We start from the raw sequence: 4,307 nt of genomic DNA, 5'->3' as shown, positions 1-4,307 counted from the left end.
TGCTGCGGCAGCGCGCCCTCAAAGCCATCGGCGAGACGAAATGGGTGCCGCCGCAAGGCGAGAACCGCATCACCGGCATGGTCGAGACGCGGCCGGATTGGGTGGTGTCGCGTCAGCGCGCCTGGGGCGTGCCCATCACCGTGTTCCGTCACAAGGAGACCGGGCGCGTGATCCCGGGCAGCGACTTCAACGCCGCGGGCGAGCTGATCGACCGCATCGTGGCTGCCTTCGCCCGCGAAGGCGCCGATGCCTGGTTCGAGGCAGGCGCACGCGAGCGCTTCCTCGCCGGCCTGGTCGACAACCCTGCCGAGTGGGAGAAGGTCGACGACATCCTCGATGTCTGGTTCGACTCTGGCTCAACCCACGCCTTCGTGCTCGAGGTCCGCCCCGACCTCGCCTGGCCGGCCTCGCTCTATCTCGAAGGCTCGGACCAGCATCGCGGCTGGTTCCAATCCTCGCTGCTTGAAGCCTGCGGCACGCGGGGCCGCGCACCTTACGAGGCCGTGCTCACCCATGGCTTCGTGGTCGACGAGGACGGGCGCAAAATGTCGAAGTCGCTCGGCAACGTCGTCGCCCCGCAGGACGTGATCCGCCAGTCGGGCGCAGAGATTCTCAGACTGTGGGCGATGAGCTCGGACTACGCCGAGGATTTGCGCATCGGCCCCGACATCATCAAGGCGAATGTGGAGTCCTATCGCAAGCTCAGGAACACGCTCAGATTCATGCTCGGCAATCTCGCCCATTACGAGCCAAGCCTCGCGGTCGGCTACGCCGAGATGCCGGAGCTCGAGCGCTATATGCTCTCCCGCGTGGCAGAGCTCGACCAGATCGTGCGCGCCGGCTACGATGCCTTCGACTTCAAGCGCGTGTTCCATGCGCTGCTCAATTTCTGCGTCAACGATCTCTCAGCCTTTTATTTCGACATCCGCAAGGACGCGCTCTATTGCGACCCTTATGACAGCGTGACACGGCGCGCGGCGCTCACCGTGCTCGACATTGTGTTTGGCGCGCTCACCGCCTGGCTTGCCCCCATGCTCGCCTTCACCATGGAGGAGGCTTGGTTGAACCGCTTCCCCGGCGAGGCAAGCTCGGTGCATCTTCGCCAATTCCCCGCGCTTCCCTCCGCCTGGCGCGACGAGGCGCTTGCCGAGAAATGGCGCAAGGTGAGGGCGGTTCGCCGCGCCGTCACCGGCGCGCTCGAAATCGAGCGCAAAGAGGGCCGCATCGGCTCGAGCCTCGAAGCCCATGTCGATGTCTACATCTCCGACTTTCAGCTATCGGACGCGTTCACAGGGCTCAGTCTGCCGGAGGTCTTCATCACGTCCAGCGCAAGACTGATCGCCGATCAAGATGACCCCATCGATGGATTCCGTCTTCCCGAATTGCCTCAGGTAACCGTGAAGGCGCTGCTCGCCACAGGCACGAAATGCGCCCGCTCGTGGAAGATCCTGGAGGACGTCGGCGCCGATCCCGAATTTCCCGAGCTGTCGCTGCGCGACGCCGAAGCCGTCCGTCAGTTCGACGCCCGCCACAAGCTGGCGGCGGAATGATGCAGCGCCGAGCCCTCTTCTTCCGCTCCCCCCTTGAGGGGGAGCACGCGCACCTCTGGTGCGCGGAGGGGGGTAAACTCGATTTCGTTTTTCTGACCCCTCTCCCTATCCCTCCCCCTCAAGGGGGTAGGGGAGAGCAAGCTTCTGCGCAAGGAGCCCTATGATGAGCGTTGCGAGAAGTTGGGCCTGGGGACCGCTATCGCCTCTCGGGCTTGGCATCGCCGCGGTCACGCTGATCCTGGACCAGGCCCACAAGGCCTGGATGCTCTACGTCTACGACATCGGCGCGAAGGGACCCGTGCGCGTCGCCCCGTTTCTCGATCTCGTTCTCGTGTGGAACCAGGGGGTGAGCTACGGGCTGCTCCAACAGCGGACCGAGCTCGGCCGCTTCATCCTGATCCTGTTCGCCTCTGCCGCCGCAATTGCGCTTGCGCTGTGGCTCGCGCGCATAACTTCGAAGCTTGCCGCCATCTGCATCGGCCTCATCATTGGCGGGGCCATCGGCAACGCCATCGATCGCATCCTCTATGGCGCGGTGGCCGATTTCTTCTCCTTCCACGCCTTCGGCTATGAATGGTACATCTTCAATATCGCCGACACGGCAATCGTTGCGGGCGTCGTCGGACTTCTGTATGAATCGGTATTTGGGGGACACAAAAAGGTCTCAAACCCTTCTAAGATGTGAAGAAAGCCCGGTCTTACGGGCATTTCAGGGGGAATCGTGGGGCACGCCGCAACCCGCATCTTGAGGCTGTTTGGCAAGGGCCTCGGGTCGCTCGTCGCCTGTGGCCTCGCGCTGGCTCTTGGCGGCTGCGGCGGCATCGAATTCCAGGGCAAAGTCTTCGACTACGCCGGACTTTCCAGCGTCGGCAAGGACCAGCAAGACGTGAGGATGACGGAGCGGGCGCCCCTTCTCGTTCCCCCCAACACCCATAGACTTCCCCCGCCGGGTAGTCCCGATGTTGTCACGCGCGCCGACTGGCCTGCCGATACCGACAAGGAGCGCAAACGGCTCGCCGCGGCAAGGCAGGCTGAGGAACGCAAGAAGGCGGCTGCGGCGGAGCCGAACAATCCTTATGCCGGCAAGCCGAACCTGCTCGACCAGGTGCTTGGGCGGAACAAGACGCCCGAAGAGGACCCGCTCGACGTTCCTGAGCCCGATCCGTCGGACAAGACGGCTGAGGATCAGGCCCGCGAGCGTACCGCGGCCACGCCGCAAAAGCCGGTGGATCAGTCGCTCAACGCGCCTACCACGCCGGCGGATCAGGATCCCTTCCATCCAGCTTCGCCCGATAGCTACAAGGGCATGTCCAGCCCCGCCGGCAACAACGCCAGTTATTAACGCCGAGCGTCGCCGGAGCGCGCTCGAGCGAATTGGCTTGAAAAATCGTCGGCCAGGGCTGAAATGTGGGGCAATCCCGCCCGTCAAGCCGTTACCATTGAGGTTTGAGGGCTGATCTTTGGTTCCTCACCTCCGGTCACGATCTATGGTGATATCGATGTTCGATCAGCTTGCGGGCGCGCTCGATGCACGGACGGGCCTGATCCTGGCAGCCATCAGCCTCGCCTCGATGGCCGTGGCTGTCGCCGTCGATGGCGCGCGCGCCACGCCGCGCGTCGTCGAATTCACCTTAGCTAATGGCCTCCAGGTGCTGGTCATCCCCGACCACCGCGCTCCAGTCGTCACCCAGATGATCTGGTACAAGGTCGGAGCCGCCGACGAGCCGCCGGGCTCCTCCGGCATTGCCCATTTCCTCGAGCACCTGATGTTCAAAGGAACCGACGCGATTCCGCCTGGCCAATTCTCCAAGATCGTGGCCAAGAACGGCGGCGAGGACAACGCCTTCACCAACCATGACATCACCGCCTATTTCCAGCGCGTGGCCAAGGATCGGCTGCCCACGGTGATGGCCATGGAGGCCGACCGCATGGCCAATCTTCGCTTGAGCGAGCAGGATGTGGCCACCGAGCGCGACGTGATCCTCGAAGAGCGCCGCAGCCGCGTCGACAACGACCCGTCGAGCATTCTGCAAGAGCAGATGATGGCGGCGCTCTACACCAAGCATCCTTACGGCATTCCCATCATCGGTTGGGCGCATGAGGTGGCAGCGCTCGATCGCGACGATGCGCTCTCCTTCTACAAGCGCTTCTACGCGCCGAACAACGCGCTTCTCGTCGTCGCCGGCGACGTCGAGCCTGACGAGATGAGAAAGCTCGCCGATGAGACCTTCGGCAAGCTGCCGCCGCATGGCGGGCTGAATGGCCGCTCGCGCCGGCAAGAGCCCGAGCATCAAGCGCCGGTCCGCGTCGAGCTTGAAGATGCCCGCGCCGGCCGCATGACGGTGCAGCGCTATTATCTCGCGCCGAGCTATGCCTCCGCCGCGCCCGGCGAAGCCGAGGCGCTCGACCTGATGATGCGCATTGCCGCCATCGGCTCCGTCAGCCGGCTCTACAAGCGCCTCGTCATCGAGCAGAAGAAGGCGGCAAGCGCCGGCGGCTGGTATTCCGATTCGGGCCTCGACACCGTCAGGGTCGCTTTCTATGCGATCGGCGCCGAGAAGGTCTCGCCCGCCGAGCTCGAGGCGGCCATGGCCGGCGTCATCGCCGATTTGCGGGAGCACGGCGTCACGGAAGCCGAGCTCGACCGCGCCCGCAGCGCCTTTCTTGCCGAGTTCGTCTATGCCAACGACAGCCAATCGCGCATGGCGCGCCACTATGGTTGGAGGCTCGCTACCGGGATGACCGTCGAGCAGGTCG

General features: G+C 64.2%; 4 protein-coding genes. All 4 read left to right on the top strand.

Annotated elements, in window-relative coordinates:
• Positions 1-1,550 (top strand): class I tRNA ligase family protein (locus ACREC7_RS15890; protein ID WP_431556664.1); only part of this gene is annotated, 1,550 nt, incomplete at its 5' end.
• A gap of 163 nt (positions 1,551-1,713) precedes the next feature.
• Complete coding sequence (gene lspA / locus ACREC7_RS15885) at positions 1,714-2,235, top strand: signal peptidase II (protein ID WP_431556663.1); 522 nt, start codon at positions 1,714-1,716, stop codon at positions 2,233-2,235.
• A 36-nt stretch (positions 2,236-2,271) separates the two neighbouring features.
• Positions 2,272-2,892 carry a hypothetical protein gene (locus tag ACREC7_RS15880; protein ID WP_431556662.1) on the top strand — a complete coding sequence of 207 codons (621 nt, stop codon included), beginning with the start codon at positions 2,272-2,274 and terminating at the stop codon, positions 2,890-2,892.
• Between the two features lie 157 nt (positions 2,893-3,049).
• Positions 3,050-4,307, top strand: a 1,258-nt coding sequence (locus ACREC7_RS15875) for a M16 family metallopeptidase (RefSeq protein WP_431556661.1), incomplete at its 3' end; no start/stop codon positions are given.

The organism is Methyloceanibacter sp. (assembly GCF_050728395.1).
In the GTDB taxonomy this organism is placed as follows: domain Bacteria; phylum Pseudomonadota; class Alphaproteobacteria; order Rhizobiales; family Methyloligellaceae; genus Methyloceanibacter.
This window is presented reverse-complemented; position numbering and strand designations above follow the sequence as displayed.

Coding starts and splice junctions, on each gene's coding strand:
- lspA (WP_431556663.1), top strand. CDS start 1,714: ATGAGCGTTGCGAGAAGTTGGGCCTGGGGACCGCTATCGCCTCTCGGG.